The 19,100-nt window shown below is 65.6% G+C and carries 17 protein-coding genes; 16 read left to right on the plus strand and 1 reads right to left on the minus strand.

Going from position 1 to position 19,100, the window contains the following annotated elements; genetic code table 11:
* The first annotated feature begins 1 nt into the window (after position 1).
* The 16 genes from ACSS7Z_RS07235 (at position 2) to ACSS7Z_RS07310 (ending at position 17,711) form a co-directional block, all read left to right on the plus strand.
* The gene (locus ACSS7Z_RS07235) at positions 2-964 is read left to right on the plus strand and encodes a Gfo/Idh/MocA family oxidoreductase (protein WP_438253832.1); all 963 of its coding nucleotides are present in this window, start codon (positions 2-4) and stop codon (positions 962-964) included.
* A complete protein-coding gene (locus ACSS7Z_RS07240; RefSeq protein WP_438253833.1) occupies positions 961-1,959 on the plus strand; it encodes an aldo/keto reductase in 999 nt (332 codons plus the stop codon). The genes ACSS7Z_RS07235 and ACSS7Z_RS07240 overlap by 4 nt, the downstream gene beginning before the upstream one ends.
* On the plus strand, positions 1,956-2,660 hold the full coding sequence (locus ACSS7Z_RS07245; protein WP_438253834.1) for a substrate-binding domain-containing protein: 705 nt from the start codon (positions 1,956-1,958) through the stop codon (positions 2,658-2,660). Before ACSS7Z_RS07240 ends, ACSS7Z_RS07245 begins: the two co-directional genes overlap by 4 nt.
* A gap of 131 nt (positions 2,661-2,791) precedes the next feature.
* Positions 2,792-3,616 carry an IclR family transcriptional regulator gene (locus ACSS7Z_RS07250; protein WP_438253835.1) on the plus strand — a complete coding sequence of 275 codons (825 nt, stop codon included), beginning with the start codon at positions 2,792-2,794 and terminating at the stop codon, positions 3,614-3,616.
* Between the two features lie 87 nt (positions 3,617-3,703).
* Positions 3,704-5,008, plus strand: a complete 1,305-nt coding sequence (locus ACSS7Z_RS07255; protein ID WP_438253836.1) for a cytochrome P450 — start codon at positions 3,704-3,706, stop codon at positions 5,006-5,008.
* 1 nt (position 5,009) lies between these two features.
* Positions 5,010-6,083, plus strand: coding sequence for a PEP/pyruvate-binding domain-containing protein (locus ACSS7Z_RS07260; protein WP_438253837.1), 1,074 nt, complete (start codon positions 5,010-5,012; stop codon positions 6,081-6,083).
* 52 nt (positions 6,084-6,135) lie between these two features.
* Positions 6,136-7,983, plus strand: coding sequence for a PEP-utilizing enzyme (locus ACSS7Z_RS07265; RefSeq protein WP_438253838.1), 1,848 nt, complete (start codon positions 6,136-6,138; stop codon positions 7,981-7,983).
* Positions 7,984-8,000: 17 nt separating this feature from the next.
* Positions 8,001-8,756 carry an SDR family NAD(P)-dependent oxidoreductase gene (locus ACSS7Z_RS07270; RefSeq protein ID WP_438253839.1) on the plus strand — a complete coding sequence of 252 codons (756 nt, stop codon included), beginning with the start codon at positions 8,001-8,003 and terminating at the stop codon, positions 8,754-8,756.
* Between the two features lie 30 nt (positions 8,757-8,786).
* Complete coding sequence (locus ACSS7Z_RS07275; RefSeq protein ID WP_438253840.1) at positions 8,787-9,107, plus strand: 2Fe-2S iron-sulfur cluster-binding protein; 321 nt, start codon at positions 8,787-8,789, stop codon at positions 9,105-9,107.
* Positions 9,108-9,120: 13 nt separating this feature from the next.
* Positions 9,121-10,404 (plus strand): NAD(P)/FAD-dependent oxidoreductase, encoded by a 1,284-nt coding sequence (locus tag ACSS7Z_RS07280; RefSeq protein ID WP_438253841.1) that lies wholly within the window; start codon positions 9,121-9,123, stop codon positions 10,402-10,404.
* Positions 10,405-10,417: 13 nt separating this feature from the next.
* Positions 10,418-11,062, plus strand: coding sequence for an HD domain-containing protein (locus tag ACSS7Z_RS07285; protein WP_438253842.1), 645 nt, complete (start codon positions 10,418-10,420; stop codon positions 11,060-11,062).
* Positions 11,059-12,567: an aldehyde dehydrogenase family protein gene (locus ACSS7Z_RS07290; protein ID WP_438253843.1), complete on the plus strand. Its 1,509-nt coding sequence runs from the start codon at positions 11,059-11,061 to the stop codon at positions 12,565-12,567. Before ACSS7Z_RS07285 ends, ACSS7Z_RS07290 begins: the two co-directional genes overlap by 4 nt.
* Positions 12,568-12,785: 218 nt before the next feature.
* Entirely contained in the window at positions 12,786-13,952 is a 1,167-nt protein-coding gene (locus ACSS7Z_RS07295; RefSeq protein ID WP_438253844.1) for a thiolase family protein, read from the plus strand.
* A 191-nt stretch (positions 13,953-14,143) separates the two neighbouring features.
* The gene (locus ACSS7Z_RS07300) at positions 14,144-14,932 is read left to right on the plus strand and encodes an IclR family transcriptional regulator domain-containing protein (RefSeq protein ID WP_438253845.1); all 789 of its coding nucleotides are present in this window, start codon (positions 14,144-14,146) and stop codon (positions 14,930-14,932) included.
* A 16-nt stretch (positions 14,933-14,948) separates the two neighbouring features.
* Positions 14,949-15,935: a diaminopimelate dehydrogenase gene (locus tag ACSS7Z_RS07305; RefSeq protein ID WP_438253846.1), complete on the plus strand. Its 987-nt coding sequence runs from the start codon at positions 14,949-14,951 to the stop codon at positions 15,933-15,935.
* Between the two features lie 63 nt (positions 15,936-15,998).
* On the plus strand, positions 15,999-17,711 hold the full coding sequence (locus ACSS7Z_RS07310) for a long-chain-fatty-acid--CoA ligase (RefSeq protein ID WP_438253847.1): 1,713 nt from the start codon (positions 15,999-16,001) through the stop codon (positions 17,709-17,711).
* A 134-nt stretch (positions 17,712-17,845) separates the two neighbouring features.
* Here ACSS7Z_RS07310 and ACSS7Z_RS07315 read toward each other — a convergent pair whose 3' ends face one another.
* The gene (locus ACSS7Z_RS07315; protein WP_438253848.1) at positions 17,846-19,048 is read right to left on the minus strand and encodes an MFS transporter; all 1,203 of its coding nucleotides are present in this window, start codon (positions 19,046-19,048) and stop codon (positions 17,846-17,848) included.
* Between the last annotated feature and the right edge of the window lie 52 nt (positions 19,049-19,100).

Consider the following 19,100-nt stretch of genomic DNA (forward strand, 5'->3'; position numbering starts at 1 on the left):
CATGACTGACAAGATTCGCGTTGCCGTCGTCGGCGCTAACGGGGCCTTCGGCATGAAGCATCTCGATGGCCTGAAGAATATCGAGGACGCCGAGGTGACTGTCGTCAGCGCCACCTCGCAGGAGAAGGCGGATGCCGTCGCCGCGCAGTACGGCGTCGCGAACGCCGTCGTCGGTCTCGAGGCCGTTCTTGAGCGTGATGATGTGGATGCTGTCATCCTCGCGACACCGACCGGGATGCACGCGGAGCAGACGCAGGCCGCGCTCGCCGCGGGTAAGCACGTGCAGGTCGAGATTCCGCTGGCCGATTCGTTGGCGGATGCCGAGGCTACGCTCGCTGCGGCCGAAGCGGCAGAAGCATCCGAGCTGGTCGCGATGGTCGGCCACACGCGCCGCTTCAACCCCTCGCATCAGCTCGTGCACAACCGGATCGCCGCAGGTGAATTCGCCGTGCAGCAGATGGACGTGCAGACGTACTTCTTCCGCCGCACCAACACGAACGCCAAGGGTGAGGCGCGGTCGTGGACCGACCACCTGCTGTGGCATCACGCAGCGCACACGGTCGACCTGTTCGCGTACCAGGCGGGCAAGATCGTCGAGGCTCACGCTGTCCAGGGGCCGATCCACCCGGACCTCGGCATCGCCATGGACATGGGAATCCTGCTCAAGAGCGAGACCGGCGCGATCTGCACGCTGTCGCTGTCGTTCAACAACGATGGACCTTTCGGCACGTTCTTCCGCTATATCGGCGACACCGACACCTACATCGCCCGCTACGACGATCTCTTCACCGGCAAGGAAGAACAGATCGACGTGTCGAACGTCGCCGTCAGCATGAACGGCATTGAGCTGCAGGATCGCGAATTCATCTCGGCGATCCGTGAGGGACGTGAGCCCAACTCCTCGCTTCGGCAGGTCATCGACTGCTACCGGGTGCTCGGCCAGCTGGAGAAGCAGCTCGCGTGACTGTGCTTGAGGGTGGCGCGCGGGCGCTTCCGCGGATGGGGCTGGGCTGCATGAACCTGAGCCACGCGTATGGCGTGCCCCCATCCGAGGAAGAGGGGCTCGCACTGCTGCGTGCTGCTCTCGATGACGGCGTGACGCACCTCGATACGGCCACGCTCTACGGTGCCGGTCGTAACGAGGAGCTCGTCGGTCGCGCTCTGCGTGGACGCCGCGACGAGGTCGTGCTGGCCAGCAAGGGCGGCATGGCGATGGTGGATGGCGTCAAGGTCATCGATGGGCGGCCCTCGACCTTGCGTGCGCAGGTGGATGCTTCGCTCTCACGCTTGGGCGTGGACCACATCGACCTGTACTACTTGCACCGGTGGGATAAGACCGTACCGATCGGCGAGAGCGTCGGCGCCCTTTCCTCTCTCGTGGATGCCGGAAAGATCGGCGCGATCGGGCTTTCGGAGGTGTCTGTTGAGCGGCTGCGCGAAGCGCAGGCGGTCGCTCCCATCGCCGCCGTGCAGAACGAGTACTCGCTGTGGAGTCGGAACCCGGAACTCGGGATGCTCTCCGCGACGCGTGACGCCGGGATCGCGCTGGTCGCGTTCTCCCCGGTCGCACGTGGGTTCCTCAGTGATTCCGTTGCTGATCCAGGTGAGTTGGCGGAGAAGGACATCCGTCGGGCGATGCCGCGGTTCTCTTCTGACAACTGGCCCGCGAACGAAGCACTGCTGCCCAGATGGCGCGCGCTCGCCGCAGAGGCTGAGTGCACCCCAGCGCAGCTTGCGCTCGTATGGCTGCTGTCGCGGGGCGAGCATGTCGTGCCGATTCCGGGCACCACGAGCGTCGACCACATGCGCGAGGACTTCGCTGCCCTGTCACTTTCGGTGGATGCCGCGCTGCTGGCGCGTGCCGGTGAGCTGATCTCCACTTCCACCGTTTCGGGTCCGCGCTATGCGCCCGGTCCTGCCGCCGAGGTGGATGCAGAAACTTTCGAGGACGCATCGTGAAGGCGATTTCCTCGATGGCGACCCGGCGGGTGCTGGCGGATCTGACAGCCGTCACAGCTGCGACCGGGCTCGCCCGTGTCGACATCGAGTCGGTCGGGGGAGTGGATGCTGCGGACCGTGTGGCGGCGGGCGAGGCCTTCGACCTCGTCTTCCTCGCGCAACCGGCGCTGTCTCGTCTGGCCGACGAAGGGCACGTGGATGCCGCCACCGTGGTGCCGCTCGTGCTCTCTCAGGTGGCGGTGGCCGTTCCAGCGGTGGGCGCGGGGCCCGCGGGGCTACCGGCGGGGGCGGCATTCGACTCTGCCGAGGGCGTGCGCGAGGCGCTGCGCGGCGCGAACCGCATCGGCTATTCGACGGGCCCCAGCGGCGCAGCGCTCGTGTCGATGATCGAGGAGTGGGGGCTTTCTTCGGAACTGGAGGGGCGTCTCGTGCAGGCGCGTCCGGGGATTCCTGTGGCCACTGCGCTGGCTGCGGGCGAGGCCGATCTCGGGTTCCAGCAGCTCAGTGAGCTCGTCGGACAGCGCGGCATCCGCATCCTCGGCGTCATGCCCTCCGATTGTGCAATCGACACCGTCTTCGCGGGTGCGGTGGCAACGGCATCCGTCGACCAGGAGCGCGCCGGTCGGGTGCTGAAATTCTTCGCGTCGCCGGCGGCTGCGCCGATCAAGGTGCAGAACGCGTTCGGGGTGCCGGGGCGCTGACGTCGCCCTCCCGTTCGGCCGGCACGCGTGTCGGTCGGCGCCCCTGTTTGCCCGGCACACGGTGGCGCGGCCCAGAGCCTCACGCGTACACTTCCACTCACCGGAAGCGGTTCGTCACGAGGAGGTGGCCGATGGCTGGACGTACATCCGAGCCAGGGCAGAGCGTCGCAGGGCGAGTGCTCACGATTCTGGCGCTCTTCGAGAGGTCGCTCTCACCGCGAAGCCTGACCGAGATCAGCACCGAGACCGGACTGCCGTTGAGCACGACCCACCGCCTGGTCGCCGAACTGGAAGCTTGGGGCGCGCTGCAGCGGGACGACAACGGCCGCTACCAGATCGGGCTGCGGCTGTGGGAACTCGGCCAGCACGCGGGACGTCAGGTGCGCGAGATCGCCCGCCCGCTGCTGCAGGACCTCTTCACCCTCACTCAGGAGACGGTGCACATCGCAGTCAGGGAGAATGCCGAGGCGCTGTATATCGACCGTGTATACGGCACTAGGCGTGTACCGCAGGCTTCGCGCGTCGGTGGCCGACTGCCGTTGCATGCCACCGCAGTCGGCAAAGTGCTGCTCGCATTCGAGGAGCCATGGGTGCGCGAGGCGATTATCACGCAACCGCTCGAAAGACGCACAGCGCTGACGCACGTCGATCCGGATGCGCTGCGCGCTGAGCTCGCAACGGTGCGGTCGCAGAGCTTCGCCACGACCGTCGACGAAACCAGGCTCGGGGCAACATCGATCGCCGTACCGGTGTTCCAGCTGGGGGTGGTCGGCGCTGCCCTGGGGCTGGTCACCACGACAGATGCCGCGTCATCGATTGAGCGTCATCTTCCGGCGATGAGGGGGATCGCGCGACGCCTCGAAGCGAGTGTCGGCGGCTTCCCGTTGCAGACACTTCAACAAGCCGCTTCCACTGGGCGGAAGTCGACCACCCGGAAGCCTGATCCGAAGCGTTAGATGAACAGTAGTTCCGGCGGCCCACCTTTACTTCACGGAAGGTCGTCGGAATCCCAATGCATCAGGTGCTGACACGAAGGAGTCGTCATGGCGCTCTCGCCAACCGAAGCCCGAGCCGCAGCTGCAGCCGGCTGCCCCATTGATCACAGTGCAGCCGCTCAGGCTGAGGCCGCCCACGATCGTCACGGCTATGAGCCGTTCGATATGAAGAACCCGTTCCCGTCCTACACCGAACTGCGTCGCAACGAGCCAGTCATGTACGACGAGCGCATCGACTGCTGGGTCGTCACCCGCTACGCCGATGTGAAGTCGACGTTCGAGAACTGGGAGACGTTCTCCAGTGAGAACGCGCAGGCACCGGTCCGTGAGCGCGGCCCGCAGGCCACGCAGATCATGAAGGACGGCGGCTTCACCGCCTACTCCGGACTCTCCGCTCGTATGCCTCCCGAGCACACCCGCATTCGAGCCATCGCACAGCGTGCGTTCACCCCACGCCGTTTCAAGGCACTCGAGCCCACGATCCGCGAGAACACCCGTGCCGCGCTGCAGGAGATGCTCGCGAACCCCGACCGCACCGGCGATTTCTTCGCCCAGGTCGCCTATGACATCCCGACCATCACGATTCTCACTCTGCTCGGCGTCGACCCTTCGCTCGTTCCCACCTACAAGCGCTGGTCGGATTCCCGGGCCGCGATGACCTGGGGCAACCTCGACGATGATGAGCAGGTGCCGCACGCGCACAACCTCGTCGAGTACTGGCAAGAGTGCACCGCACTGGTGACGGCCGCACACGCAGATGGCGGCGACAGTCTGATCGCCGACCTCGTCTCGGCGCAGGACGGTGGAGCGGAGATCACCGATCACGAGATCGCCTCGCTCTGCTACAGCCTGCTGTTCGCAGGGCACGAGACCACCACGACCCTGATCGCGAACTGCATTCGCGTGCTGCTGTCGCATCGCGATCAGTGGGAGCACCTCGTCGACGACCCCAGCCGCATCCCCAGTGCGGTCGACGAGGTGCTCCGCTTTAGTGGCTCGATTGTCGCCTGGCGCCGCCGTGCGCTGGCCGACACCGAGATCGGCGGCGTGGCGATCCCGAAGGGCGCGAACGTCCTGCTGGTCATGGGCTCCGCCAACCGCGACGCCGAGGTCTTTGAAAACCCCGACGCTTTCGACATTGACCGCAGCGACGCCCGCAACCACCTGTCCTTCGGCTTCGGCATCCACTACTGCCTCGGCAACATGCTCGCCAAACTCCAAGCGAAGATCGCCCTGGAGGAGACCATCGCCGCGGTCCCTGGCCTGCAACTGGCCGAGGATGCCGACATCGACTTCCGTGAGAACCTCTCGTTCCGCGTGCCGCTCTCCGTACCTGTCACCTGGGAGGCTTGACATGAACGACTACCTCTTCATCCGCTTCTTTGACGAGGCAGGTGCGACGACAATCGAAAACCTCGGTGGCAAGTGTGCATCGCTGGTGAATCTCACATCGGCGGGGATGCCGGTTCCTCCCGGCTTCGCCGTGACCACTGCTGCATATACGTCCTTCGTGGAACTCACCGGCCTCGCCGATGAGATCGATCATCTGCTCGAGGGCCTCAACGCCGACGACGTGTCCGAGGTCGACGCCGTGTCGGAGAAGATTCGCGCCGAATTCTCCACCCGTGAGATTCCGGATGCCATCGTCACCGAGTTCGATCGCGCCTACGCCGCACTGCAGCAACGCTTCAGTGAAGAGCAGCCAGTGGCGGTGCGCTCGTCGGCCACGGCTGAAGACCTACCGGATGCAAGTTTCGCCGGACAGCAGGACACCTACCTGTGGCTACGCGGTCGGGATGCTGTCGCTGAGCATGTGCGCCAGTGCTGGGCCTCGCTCTACACCTCGCGTGCCATCGTCTACCGTCTGCGCAATGAGATCCCGGACGAGGGCCTATCTATGGCGGTCGCGGTGCAGAAGATGGTCGACGCGAAAGCGGCCGGAGTCGCCATGACCATCGACCCCTCCAACGGTGACCGCTCCACTATCGTCATCGATGCGGCCTGGGGCCTGGGTGAATCCGTGGTCTCCGGCACTGTCACTCCCGACAATCTGCACATCGACAAGGTCCTCCTGACGATCTCCGAGGAGCAGATCGGCGAGAAGCACATGGAGATGGTTCCGGATGCTGCATCCCGCGGCGTCGTCGAGCGCGAGGTGGAGGCAGAGCGCCGCAGCATCCGCTGTCTCACTGACGAAGAGGTCACCGCTGTTGCGGCGATCGCGAAGCGCGCGGAGAAGCACTTTGGCTCACCCCAAGACATCGAGTGGGCGATCGATCGCACACTGCCCGCCGGTGAGAACCTGCTGCTGCTGCAGTCCCGCCCCGAAACGGTGTGGTCGACGAAACAGCCAGATCGCGCGCCGACGAGTTCCGGTTTCGGAATCGCCAGTATCACCCAGTCTTTGATGACCCAGATCGGCCGCTGAGCCGCTTACCCGAAGTTTCCGAAGATCCCGCAGTCCCCGAAAGGACGCAGTCATGTCAGAGTCGACCGCTGTAGACACCACCACCACCGCACGCAATTCCTTCCCCAGCCCCTATGAGCAGGAGCCGCCTGCCGGCGCCGAGGGGTGGAAGGACCTCTACGCCTACAACCTCGTATTCCAAGACAACCTCCGCGAAGTGGAGGAGAACAAGTTCTGGTTCTGTGACAGCCAGCACTGGCCCACGGTGACCAAGCCCTTCGAGACGATCGGCTTCGAATTCGCCGTCGGCTGCCTCGGCCAGTACAACGCTCGTCAGCTACTCATTCCCACCGCGAACGGCATCGAATATCGCATCCACAACGGCTACGTCTTCATGTCGCCGGTTGCGGTTGATCCGCAGCACATCGAGGCGCGTGTTCCGGAATTCATGAAGCGCGCCGGGCACTACTTCGAGAATTGGGACAGCCTGCTCGAAAACTGGCACAAGAAGCTCCGTTCTACGATCGATGAAATTGAAGCACTCGACTTCACCGGACTGCCGGATGTCATCCCGATCGAGGACGTGCTGGCAGGCAAGGGCACGAGCCCCGCCACGGAGTTCCTGGAGAACTACGACCGCCTCATTTCGTTGGCCTACCGTGCCTGGCAGTACCACTTCGAGTTCCTGAACCTCGGCTACGTCGCCTACCTCGACCTGTTCATGTTCTGCAAGGAGTTGTTCCCGCGGATCCCCGACCTCGCCATCGCGACGATGGTGCAGGGCGTCGACATGGAGCTGTTCCGCCCGGATGACGAGTTGAAGAAGCTCGCCAAGATCGCGGTGCGTGACGGATTGAGCGATCTCTTCTCGGATGCCCCGGATGCCGAGGCGACACTGGCGGCGGTCGCCGCACATGCTTCCGGTTCAGCGTGGATGCAGGCGTGGAATGACGCACAGGACCCGTGGTTCAACTTCACAACAGGCAACGGCTTCTACGCACATGACCAGTACTGGCGTGATGTGCCGGCGATCCCGCTGGCGTTCATCAAGGGCTACATTGATCGACTGCAGGCCGGTGCGGACATCGACCGAAACGTGGATGCGCTCGTCGCAGAGCGCGACCGCATCACTGACGAGTACGCCGAGATGCTCTCGGGTGATCAGCTGGCGGCTTTCCAGGGCAAGCTGGGCCTGGCTCGGGTGGTTTATCCCTACGTCGAGAACCACAACTTCTACATCGAGCACTGGACCATGGGCGTTTTCTGGCGAAAGGCCCGCCAGCTCTCGAACGTGCTGCATGAGGCGGGTTTCTGGGCCGAGGCGAACGACATGTTCTACCTGCGCCGTGATGAAGTGCGCGAGGTGCTCTTCGACTATGTGAACGGGTGGATGGTCGGCGCTCCCGCGATCGGCCCCTCACGCTGGCCCGCAGAGATCGAGCGTCGCCGCGGCATCGTGGACGCACTCTCGACCGCACGACCGCAGCCTGCCCTGAACACGCCGCCGGCGGTCATCACCGAACCTTTCACTCTCATGCTCTGGGGAATCACCGATGACCAGATCCAGAACTGGCTGGGCAAGAGTGACGTCCCCGAGGGAACGCTGAAGGGCATGGCTGCCTCTCCCGGCATCGCCGAGGGCCCCGCGCGCGTCATCGGCTCCGCAGATCAACTCTCCGAGGTGCAGGACGGCGAGATCCTCGTTGCTCCCGTAACCGCTCCCAGCTGGGGGCCGATCTTTGGCAAGATCCGCGCAACCGTGACTGACATCGGCGGCATGATGAGTCACGCTGCGATCGTCTGCCGTGAGTACGGGATGCCCGCAGTCACCGGCACCGGTACCGCATCCGTGAAGATCAAGACCGGCCAGCGGCTGCGTGTGGACGGAAGCTCCGGCACCGTCACGCTGCTGGATGACTGAACGGCCCAGGAGCTGACATGACCGGTACATCGAATGCCCGCACCGTCGTCGTCACCGGCGCCGGTGGAGGCCTCGGAGCTCAGTTCGCGCGAGCCTTCGCCGAGTCAGGCGATCGAGTGATCCTCGCCGACATTGACGCGGATGCGGCCGCCAGAACCGCTACTGAGATTTCGCGCACAGCCGCCGTTCCTGCCGTCGCGGTGCATGTGGATGTCACCGACCGTGCGTCGACGGATGCCCTAGCCGCCGCGGCGATAGCCGTTGGGGGATCCGTCGACGTACTTATCAACAACGCAGCCATCTACGGGACGGTCACGCGCTCGCCGTTCGAGGACATCGACGAGGGTGAGTGGGATCGGGTGATGGCGGTGAACCTCAAAGGTCCGTGGCAGGTGACTCGTGCCCTGTCGCCGCACCTCGCCACTGGAGGACGGGTGATCAACATCTCTTCGGCGACCGTCTTCAGCGGATCTGCGCAGTGGGCACACTACGTCGCATCCAAGGCCGGTGTCATCGGCCTCACCCGCGTGCTCGCCAAAGAGCTCGGTGTGCGTGACATCACCGTCAATACCGTCGCGCCCGGGTTCACTCTCACCGAGGCCAGCAACGCGCTGATCGAGAACGCCGCCGAGTACGGTGTCGACCGCGGGGCGATCCGCCGACCAATTTCGCCCGAGGACATTGTCGGGACCGTGATGTACCTCGCTTCACCCGCCAGCGCATTCGTCACCGGGCAGACCATCGTCGTCGACGGTGGACGCCAGTTCATCTGAGCACCGATATCTGATCGAAGGAGACCAATCATGAGCACCGTCATCTACACCGCCGACAATGGCATCGTCACAGCGATTGACGGCCGCCCAGGGGATTCGATCATGGAAACCGCGGTCCGTAACGGCGTGCCGGGCATCGTCGGGGAATGCGGGGGGAGTCTCTCCTGCGCCACCTGTCATGTCTTCGTGGCCGCGGATACTCGCGATCTTGTCGGAGTACCGGGTGATCTCGAGGACGAGATGCTCGATGGCACTGCCGTCGATCGCCGAGACGAGTCTCGTCTGTCCTGCCAGATCAAGCTGCAGGACGGCTGCGAATACCACGTCACCACACCGAGCGACCAGATCTGATTCGGAGCACACCATGAACGCGACACTCATCGTCGGGGCCTGTCAGGCCGGCGTGCAGATCGCATCGGTCATGCGCGACCGCGGCGACACCGCCCCGATCATCCTCGTTGGTGAAGAGGCACACCGTCCCTACCAGCGCCCGCCTCTGTCGAAGGGGTGGATCAAAGGCGAGCTGCAGCCAGACGACGTGATCCTGCGCACCCGGGAATGGTTCGCCGAGCGCGATATCGAACTCGTGACCGGCGACCGGGTCGTCACGGTGCACCGCGCCGCCGACGGTTCGGGCACCGCGGTGACCGAAGGTGGTCGCCGCATCGCCTTCGATCGTCTGGCGCTCACGACCGGAGCATCCGCTCGTCGTCTGCCCTTAGAGGGCACTGATTATCACGGCGTGCACTACCTGCGCGATGCGGATCATGCGATCAGCCTGCAGCCCGCGCTCGCCGACGCGTCGGCAAAGAATGTCGTCGTGATCGGTGGCGGCTTCATCGGCCTGGAGACTGCGGCTGTCGCCCGAGGGCTCGGTAAGAGCGTCACGGTGCTCGAAGCCGCACCTCGCCTCGTCGGACGCGTCGTCGCGGAGGAGACCAGCGCCTTCTATCTGGGCGCGCATCGGCGCCGCGGAGTGCAGGTCGTCCTGGACGCGCGCATCTCGCGCATCATCGGCGGAGATGCCCGCGTGGCCGGTGCCCAGGGATCCGTAACCGGAGTCGAGTTAGAGGACGGCACCGTCATCCCCGCAGACCTCGTTCTGATTGGCGTCGGCGTGATCCCGCGCACGGAGCTTGCCGAGCAACTGGGCCTAGACGTCGAGGGTGGCATCGTCGTAGATGCGGCGGCCCGGGCATCCGATGGTCTGACGGTTTCGGCAGGCGACTGCACCATGATGCCCAATCCCTACCCGCTCGGTATGGGCGGCAGCATCCGGCTGGAGAGCGTCAACAACGCACTCGAGCAGGCGAAGATCGCGGCCGCTTCCCTTCTCGGTGAACCGGCGGAGTACCGCTCGGTGCCGTGGTTCTGGTCGGATCAGGGCGATCTGAAGCTGCAGATCGCGGGCCTGTCGACCGGCTACGAGAGCGTCGTCGTGCGCGGCGATCCCGATACCGAGAAGTTCGCGGTGCTGTACTACCGCGAAGGGCGATTGATCGCCGCCGACGTCGTGAACCACCCGGCGGAGTTCATGGCGATCAAGTCGGCCCTCATCAAGGGCGGGACGATCTCACCCGCCGCCGCGGCCGACGTCAGCACATCCCTGAAATCCGCCATCGTCCTGCCTGACGCAGTGAACGCCTGAAATCGGAGTCATCATGACCCTTCCCGATACTGTCCCCGTAGACATCAGCCCTATCGCCGCCGCGGCTGCGAACGACGACCTCGACCCGCTGTGGCGCGCCATTGTTGCTGAGTCGCGCTCGCGGCAGAACGACATCCATCTGCCCATCTCATTCGCTTTCGCCGAGCGCTTGTGCGCCTCGCACCCCGAGGCAGACGCCCTGGTCGTCAGAGTCGCCATTGTGCTGCATGACACGGGTTGGTCGCGCGTCGACCAGGACCGCATCATCTCCGAGGGATTCTCCGGTGACTGGCGTCGGGCGGATGTTCGATACGAACATGAGCGGCACGGCTGCGACATCGCCCGCGAGGTGCTGCCGCCGCTGGGGTACGACGAGGCCTTTATCGAACGCGTGACTGCGATCATCGATGGTCACGACACCCGCCAGGTGTCGCACTCGATCGAGGACAGTCTCGTGCGCGACGCCGATCGACTCTGGCGGTTCACGCCCACCGGAATCGCGCTCGCTTCGTCGTGGTTTGGCATCACGCCCGCCGCGTACTGTGCACGACTGCGCGTAGAGATCGTGCCTGAGCTACTCACCGACGCCGCAGTGCGCATGGCCGAGGCCGAGCTCGGCCGCGCCGAAGTGCTTCTGAAGATCGAGCAATTGTCATGACGATGCTCGATGACGATTTCGTGGTGGCGATGCGTCATCGCCACCACGAAGCTGCCGCCGGATTGCCCTACACCCACGTCTCTGGACACCGCATCGGCGGAGCCGAGACGAACGGGTCCGGCGGCGGCGTCTCCCCGGTTGTGGACCCAGCCACGGGGGAGCGTTGGGGGTCTGTTCCGGATGCTGATGCGTCCGACATAGACGCGGCAGTTGCCGCAGCTCGCGCTGCCTATCCCCAGTGGGCGGCGCGGGCTCCCTCCGATCGTGCCGAGCTGTTGCGCCGCATGGCGGATGCGATCGAGAACAGAGCCGATGTGCTCAGCCTCACCAACACTCTGGAAAACGGATCACCGGTGGCCGAGACTGCCGGGGCCGCGGCAAATGCGGCATCCATCTTGCGAGTGTTCGCAAGCCTGGCCGGGCAACTCGAAGCGGGCGACGTGCGCGCCTTTCCAGATCGACGCAACGAGACCGTCGTCGCGCAGGACCCCATCGGCGTGTGTGCGCTCATCGCGCCCTGGAACTTTCCGATCAACCTCGTCGTGATCAAGCTCGCCCCTGCGCTCGTTGCCGGGTGCACTGTCGTGATCAAACCCGCGGGGCCCACTCCGCTGTCCATACGGTTCCTCCTCGACGCCGCCGAAGAGGCCGGGATTCCGGCGGGGGTCATCAACCTCGTGACCGGTGACGGTGCGACGGGCGAGCTGCTCGTGCGCCATCCTGGCATCGACAAAGTGGCTTTCACGGGGTCGACACCGGTCGGGCGTCGCATCGCTGCCGCGTGCGGCGAGCTGCTGCGTCCGGTGACCCTCGAACTCGGCGGTAAGTCGACGGCGATCGTGCTGCCGGATGCTGATTTGGATGCCATGTCGGCGGTGCTTCTGCGCAGCAGCATGCGCAATACTGGCCAGACCTGCTACATATCGACCCGCCTGGTCACCACTCCCGATCGGTATGACGAACTGGTCGACATGGTCACAGCGACGGTTGCGGCAGCGCCCGTCGGAGACCCGCTGGATCCTGCGACCGTGTTCGGCCCGGTCGCCACGTTCGCGCAGCGTGATCGGGTGCTCGGGTATATCCGCGCGGGTGTGGCAGAGGGCGCCAGGGCGACGGTCGGCGGAGACGTGCCCGAACCGCTGCGGGGTGGCGCGTTCGTCGCCCCGACCGTGTTCGCCGACGTCACGCCCGACATGACCATCGCCCGCGAGGAGATCTTCGGACCCGTCATCACTCTGCTCCGCGCGCCGTCGGTGGACGCGGCGGTCGAAATCGCCAACAACACGTCGTTCGGCCTCGGTGGGATCGTCTTCGGCGGAGATGAGGATGCCGCGTTCCGTGTGGCTCGTCGCATGGACACGGGCTCCGTCGGAGTAAACATGTTCGCTTCGAACCACTACGCGCCCTTCGGCGGGCGACATGATTCCGGGCTCGGGGTCGAGTACGGGCTGGAGGGGCTCAAGGCGTATCTCACGCCGCAGTCTGTGCATCGACGCGTGCGCTGACTGTAGGCGCCGCTGCGTCGGGCTTCGTCGTCCGGTACACTTGTCGGTCGGAATCTACGGATGTCTGTCCAGAACGGGCGGATGCCCCGGCATCCGTGGATCTCGACCGACATCCGTACCCGGCGAGGGCCGAGGGCTGGTCGATGACACTGCAAAGGCGTAGGCTCGTATCGCCAGGCGAACTCACGTTCGCACAGCGAACGCCACGGGAGAGTGCAGTGACCACTTACATCTACGACGCCGTGCGCACACCGTTCGGGCGTGCGGGCGGTGCGCTCGCCAGCATCCGTCCCGATGATCTCGCCGCCATTGTCATGCGGGCAAGTGCTGAGCGCACGGGGCTTGACCCAGCGCGTATCGACGACGTCATCTTCGGCGACGCGAACCAGGCCGGTGAGGACAACCGCAACGTCGCACGCATGGGCGCGCTGCTGGCGGGCTTTCCTACTTCGGTGACCGGGGCGACAGTGAACCGGCTGTGCGCATCGAGCGTGGAAGCGGTGATCCAGGGTGCGCGGGCAATCGAATCCGGGGATGCCGAGATCATTCTCGCCGGCGGCGTCGAGTCGATGAGTCGGGCGCCGTACGTCGTGGAGAAGTCAGCGAAGCCGTACCCGGCGACCGGCAACCAGATGATGTGGAACACCGCGATCGGTTGGCGGATGACGAACAAGGCCCTTCCGACGCACTGGACGATCTCCAACGGCGAAGCAGCGGAGAAGGCTGCGCGGGTCGCGGGAATCAGTCGTGAGGAGCAGGATGCTTTCGCCGTCCACTCGCATGAACTCGCCGCCCAGGCGTGGGCGGATGGCATCTATGACGGTGAGATCGTGCAGGTGCCCGGAGCGGAACTGACTCGCGACGAAGGCATCCGCGACGGCTCGACGGTGGAAAAGCTCGCGGGGCTGCGACCGCTGTTCGCCGAGGATGGCACCGTGACCGCGGGCAACTCCTCGTCGATCAACGATGGGGCATCCGCCGTGCTGCTGGGCACGGAGGGCGCCTTGCCGGACGAGCCGCTCGCGCGCATCACCGGCCGCGCCGCGCACGGTGTCGATCCCGATGACTTTCCGATCGCGCCGATCGAAGCAGCGAACAAGGCGCTCGCCCGAGCAGGCCGCACCTGGGCGGACGTCGATTTCGTCGAGCTCAACGAAGCCTTCGCATCACAGTCGCTCGCGTGCCTGCGCGGTTGGCCGGAGCTGGAGCCCGAGAAGCTGAACATTCACGGCGGGGCGCTGGCCATCGGGCATCCGCTCGGCGCATCCGGCGGCCGCATCATCGGCCACGCCGCGCACGAACTGCGCCGCCGCGGTCGTGGTGTCGCGGTTGTCGCGATCTGCATCGGTGTCGGGCAGGGCCTCGCCGTGGTCCTCGAACGCTAGGGCGGTTCAGAGTGCTCCGGTGTGCTGCGGGATGCGATGGCCGCACCGGGTTGGGCGGAGTTCGCACTGTTGGGCGGAGGTTTGATTCGCATTCCTCCGCCCAACGCTGCGTTCTCCGCCCCACGCTGCGGCCCGATGCGGCCCGATTCGCGCCGATCAGTGCTCGTGTGCGCGAACGATAGGGTTTCGATGTGACTGAATCGGATGCCGCGCCCAGTGCAGATTTCGTGCAGTCGCTGGCTCGGGGGCTCGCTGTCATCCGCGCCTTCGATGGGGAACCGGCCGAGCTGTCGCTCGCCGAGGTCGCCCGTCGCGCAGACATTCCTCGGGCCGCGGCCCGCCGGTTCCTGCGCACTCTCGAGCAGCTCGGCTATGCGATCGCGACGTCGGATGCCCGATTCCGGCTGACCCCACGGGTGCTCGAGCTCGGCTACGGGTATCTCTCATCGCTGTCGCTGCCCGAGATCGTGCAGCCGCATCTGGATGCGCTCTCGCACCGAATCGGCGAGTCGGTGTCGGTGTCGGTACTCGACGGCGCAGACATCGTCTACGTCGCACGCGCGGCTGCGCGGCGCATCATGAGTGTTCGCATCACTGTCGGCACCCGCTTCCCGGCGTTCGCGACGAGCATGGGGCGCGTGCTGATCGCGGCGGAGGCATCCGACAGGGCGGCTGAGCTGCTGGCAAACGCGCCTCTCCTCTCCTACACCCCGATGACCACCGTGGACCCCGCTGCGATCCACCAGATTCTCGACGTCGTGCGCGATCAGGACTGGGCGATGGTCGACGGCGAGCTCGAAGAAGGATTGCGGTCAATCGCCGTTCCGCTGCGCGGGCGCGACGGTGCAGTCGTCGCCGCACTGAACGTCTCGACAAGCACGGCCCGGGGATCGGCGGATCAGGTGCGGGCGGAGATGCTTCCGCCGTTGCTCGAGACTGCGGCCCGCATCGAAGGCGAATTGGGTGCAACCAACCGTTGAATGCAAAAGTAGGGGTATGAGCGAGAGAATTCGGATCGGTATCGCCGGCTACGGCAACCTGGGGCGCGGCGTGGAGGCCGCGATCGGCAAGAACCCGGACATGACGCTGGTGGGTGTCTTCACCCGTCGCGACCCGGCGCAGCTCACGCCGCTGAACCCCTCGACAGACGTCTTCAGCATGGATGATCTGACCGCGAAGCGCGACGACATCGACGTGCTCATCCTCTGCGGCGGCTCCAAGGACGACCTGCCCATCCAGGGCCCCGAACTGGCCGCGCACTTCACCACCGTCGACAGCTTCGACACGCATGCGCGCATTCCGGAATACTTCGCGGCGATGGATGCTCCGGCTCAGGCCAGCGGCACGACGGCGTTGATCTCGGTCGGGTGGGATCCCGGACTCTTCTCCATCAATCGGCTCTACGGCGAAGCGCTCATTCCCGAGGGCGACACCTACACGTTCTGGGGTCGTGGACTCAGTCAGGGGCATTCGGATGCCGTTCGACGCGTCGACGGCGTCGCCGCCGGAGTGCAGTACACCCTGCCCGCCGAAGCAGCGATCGACGCCGTGCGTAGCGGTACGCGCCCGCAGCTGAGCACGCGTGAGAAGCACACTAGGGAGTGCTTCGTCGTGCTGGAAGAGGGTGCGGATGCAGCATCCGTCGAGCAGGCGATCGTGACGATGCCGCACTACTTCGCCGATTACGACACGACCGTGCACTTCATCTCGGCCGAGGAACTCGCCCGAGACCACCAGGCGATGCCGCACGGCGGATTCGTGATCCGCAGCGGCAACACCAGCGATACGGCAGCGCAGGTCATCGAGTACCGTCTCGCTCTCGACAGCAACCCCGAGTTCACCGCCAGCGTTCTCGTGACCTACGCTCGCGCTGCTTTCCGGCTGAACAAGCTCGGCCAGCACGGCGCGGTAACGGTGCTGGATGTTCCGCCCGCGATGCTGTCGCCCAAGAGCGGAGCAGAACTGCGCGCCGAGCTGCTCTGACAATTCGGGAGCATCCGAGGGCAGTGCTCCCGCGTTATGCGTAGGGGAACGTAGGATTTGAGCATGCAGCTGAATGAGACGCGCGCCTGGAACCGGTTCTACGCGCCCGGGACGCCCATCGACATCGAGCCGGTCACCGGGTCGCTGAGCGATCTGCTCGACGAGCGCGTCGCCCAGTGGTCAGACCGACCGGCGATCGCGTTCTTCGACCGGACGGTCAGCTACCGCGAACTCGGCGATCGCGTTTCCCGCGTCGCGAACGCGCTGCGCGAGATGGGCGTCACCGCCGGCGACCGCGTTGCGTTGATCATGCCGAATGCTCCTCAGCACGTCATCGCCTTCTACGCGGTGCTGCGCCTGGGTGCTGTCGTCGTCGAACACAATCCGCTGTACACCCGCGATGAGCTCGAGGTGCAGTTCCGTGACCACGGCGCGACCGTCGTCATCACCTGGGACAAGCTTGTGCCCACTCTGCGCGCACTGCCCGCCGAGCTCGGCATCCGTGACATCATCTCCGTCGATGTCACCCGCGCCATGCCGTTCGCGATGCGCCTCGCGCTGAAGCTGCCGATCGCGAAGGCCCGCGAGTCGCGCGACAAGCTGACCGCGTCGGCGCCGGGAACCATTCCCTTCTCGAAGCTCGAGAAGAGCGCGCCGCTTTCAGCGTCGCATCCGCGCCCCGCGGCATCCGATCTGGCGTCTCTGCAGTACACCTCCGGGACCACCGGCACGCCCAAGGGGGCGATGATCACGCACGTGAACCTGTGGGCAAATGCTCGCCAGGGTGCGGCGTGGATGCCGGACTTCACGCGCGGCGACGGTCGCATCTACGGCCTGCTGCCGATGTTCCACTCGTTCGGTGTGCTGCTCTCGGTCATCTACTCCGTTGAGACCGGGTCGTGCGCTGTACTCTTCCCGACGTTCGACCCGGCCCTGGTCGAGAAGGCGGCGAAGAAGTTCCCGCCGACGTTCGTGCCGGCCGTTCCGCCGATGTTCGACCGTCTCGCTCGTGTCGCGAAGGAGGGCAAGCTCGATCTCTCCGGTGTCGTCTACGCGATTTCGGGTGCCATGACGCTGACCCCGGCGATCGTGAAGCGCTGGGAGGACCAGGCCGGCAGCATGCTCAACGAGGGTTACGGGCTCACCGAGACCAGCCCGGTCGCGCTGGCGAACCCGTTCACGGATGCTCGTCGCATCGGCGCCATCGGCATCCCGTTCCCATCCACCGACATCAAGGTCGTCGACCCCGCCGACCCGAGCCGCGAGGTCGAACTCGGCGAGGCGGGGGAGTTGCTGATTCATGGTCCGCAGGTCTTCCAGGGTTACTGGAACCGGCCGGAGGAGACGGCGGCCACACTGCTCGAGGGCGGCTGGCTGCGCACCGGTGACCTCGTTGTGCAGGACGACGACGGCTTCGTCACGGTCGTCGACCGCAAGAAAGAACTCATCATCACCGGCGGCTTCAACGTCTCACCCAGCGAGGTCGAGCAGGTGATCGTGACGGTTCCGGGTGTTGCGGCATCCGCTGTCGTGGGAATTCCGCGCGGAAGCGGTGCGGAGATCGTCACCGCCGTCGTCGTGCTGGAAGACGGCGCGACATTCGATGAGGATGCTGCGCGCGAAGCGGCTCGTGAGCGTCTGGCCGAGTACAAGCGCCCGAGCGCCTACGTCGTGTGGGAAGAGCTGCCGACGTCGTTGATCGGCAAGGTGCTGCGCCGCAAGGTGCGCGACACGCTCATCGCTGACCGCAAGGCGACGCGCGCCGCGGAGGACTGATTCTTCCTCCGCTCCGGTCGCACTTCGTGCTGCCAAAACGCGCGAATAGCAGCACGAAGTGCGACGGGAGCAGGGATGTAACCCCGCGCGGAGCGTACGGGCGCGGAGCGCGGGCGGAGCGCGCCGCGCGGAACCTAGCGCGGGTCGAGCACGAACCGGTCGCGCGCGGCGAAGATGCCGAACAGTCCCTGCAGCGACATGGTCACCAGCAGGATGATCAGCGGAACTGTCCAGCTGCCGGTCAGAGCTTGTATGCCGCCGAACAGTGCGGGTCCGACAGCAGCAATCGCATAGCCGACCGACTGCGACATGCCTGACAGTGCGGACGAGGTGCTGTGGTCGCGGGCCCGATCTGCCATGAGCGTCAGCGAGACTCCGAGCGAGATGCCGGAGAACACTCCGAGCGGCACGACCCAGACGCCGATGGCATCCGGCCAGATCATGAGGCCGATGATGCTGAGGATACCGAGTGCCGGGAGCGCCGCCGGAGTGATCCGTGCGCCGCGCCCACGCATGACGAACACGACGGTGAGCGAGCCGACCAGGGAGAAGATCTGGTAAACCATCACGTCGACACCGGCGAGGACGGCGCCGCGGCCGGTGTCGACGGACATCGTCGCGAGCCACGTCACCAGTACGTAGAACGTCGTTGACTGCACACCCATGTATCCGGCCACTTGCCAGGCCACCGGGTCACGCCAGATACCCAGGCGAGTCGCCGGCACCGCGGACGCCGCGCGCATCGCGCGCATCTCGCGGCGACTGACCTGCCACCACATGACCAGGGCAAGCGGTGCGACGACCGCGCCGGTGATCAGCAGTGAGATTCGCCACCCGGCGCCGGCATCGTCACCTGTGAGGCCGGCGATCGGAACCGCCAGTCCGGATGCCACGGCGCCAGCACCGCCCAGAAGCGCTGAGTACACGCCCATCATGAGGGGCACCCGCAGCGGGAAGTCGCGTTTGATGACGGCCGGCAGCAGCACGTTTCCGATCGCCAGGGCGACGCCGATCAATGCGGTTCCGATCCAGAGCCAGGCGGTGGAGCCGGGCAAAGAGCGCACGATGGCGCCGACCGCGAGCAGCCCCATCGCGGCCAGCACGGCGCCGCCGAGGCCGAGCCGGCGGCCGAAACCGTGGGCGAATGGGGACACGATCGCCCACGTAATCAGCACGACAGTTGACAGCGAACCGAGTAATGCGAGCGGGATGCCGGTGTCTCCGGAGATCCGGTCGATGAGCGGCCCGACCGCCGACACTGCCGGACGCATCAGCGTCGCGACCAGGCACAGCGCGATGATCGCGAGGACAACCTGCTTGCGTCCGCGTTGTGTCATCTGTTCGGTCCTTTCACACACAGTTCAGGTCGCAGTTGCTGCTGCTAAAACA

The sequence above is a fragment of the Microbacterium wangyouchuni genome (assembly GCF_051546305.1).
Lineage (GTDB): Bacteria > Actinomycetota > Actinomycetes > Actinomycetales > Microbacteriaceae > Microbacterium.